This is a genomic window from Gammaproteobacteria bacterium (genome assembly GCA_035279405.1).
Lineage (GTDB): Bacteria > Pseudomonadota > Gammaproteobacteria > Natronospirales > REEB76 > REEB76.
This window is the reverse complement of sequence record DATEHU010000045.1, coordinates 1-1,253: the sequence shown is the minus strand read 5'-3', so window position 1 is coordinate 1,253 and position 1,253 is coordinate 1. Positions and strand designations below refer to the sequence as shown.

Annotated in this window: 1 protein-coding gene; it reads right to left on the bottom strand. The window is 65.3% G+C overall.

The window, feature by feature from the left end; all coding sequences use genetic code 11:
- Positions 1-1,199 (bottom strand): transposase (locus tag VJR90_10135; GenBank protein ID HKV97829.1); only part of this gene is annotated, 1,199 nt, incomplete at its 3' end.
- Positions 1,200-1,253: the final 54 nt, after the last annotated feature.

The following is a 1,253-nucleotide window of genomic DNA, read 5'->3' as shown; positions in this document are numbered from 1 at the left end:
GGAGCAAGCAAGTGACGCAGAGGGAGAAGCATGAGCTTAGCCAGCGAGTTGGCCGAGCAGAGCGTGATGGCGCACAGCCGTCCCTGCGCGTCAAAGTGCAAGACGCCGCTGATATGAGCGAGATCGCGCACGAGGCGTTTGATCCCGTAGTGCCGCAAGCGCCCGGCGACCTGGGGGCTGGCCGCCGCCAGCCAACGACGCGACCAGATCAGCAGATTATGAGCCAGCGTTCCCAACAGCATGAGGAAGCGTTGGGCCTGGAAACGCTTCTTGTGGCGTTTGGTGATGCCCAGCCCGCTCTTGTCCTGCCCGAAGCTGCTTTCGATGCCGCCGCCGCGCTGATCGTAGAAGTGCAGATACGCTCCCATGATGGCAGCGGCATCGGTGGTGGGACGCTCGCCCATCAAGGTAAGCAGGTCAAAGTCGCAGAGATGAGCAAACAGCAGCACCGCGTACTGCCAGCGGTCTTTGGTACTCTTGGAGCGCACCACCAGCCGCCGCACCGGAGCCACGTAGTCCGTGCTCTCCTCTGGCACCCAGCCCATCTCGCGGGTGGGCTGTGCCGGGTCGGGGACCCACTGGCTGACCTGCTTGGCGAGCAGTTGGGTACGCCGGAAGGAGTACTCCTTGCTCACCACCGCGTAGCCACGCGAGAGCAAGAAGTTGAGCGAGGCGATGCTGCCGCCGCCGCCATCGATGCGGTAAATGGTGCGTCGGCGCTGCGAGGGCTGCAAGCCCAGCACCCCCTCGGCCTGCTCGATGAGCTGAGGCAACACCTGCACCAGCAAGGTGTTGCCCGGGGAAAGCGCATCGACGACGATCTCACCGTACTGACTCGCCAGCACCCGCCCCTGCTGGCGACCCCGGCGCTGGCGTGGGTCGCTGAAGTAGCCTTTGAGGCTCTCTTCGGCTCGCTTGCCTGCCGGCATTCCGGTCAGGTCGGCATCCAGGATCAGCCAGTGCTGGCGAAACGGGTGCCGGGCCACCTGGCTGTGGCGCTGCAAGAGCGTGGTGAGGACCTGCTGCACCTCGGCCACGTTCTCGGCGCTGGCGGCATCCAGGGTTTGCTGGGCCACCGACTGCTCGGCGGTGCGACTGCGGCCCACCGCCTGCTGCAAGCCGCTCTCCTGCCGCAAGAGCGTGTTGAGTTGCACCAGGCTCTGGACCCCGGCCAGCAAGGCCAGCAGGATGTCTTGCACTTTGTCTTGCGGGCTATCTTTGACGGTCTTTTGCGCCAGGTGGACGCCTGCGCG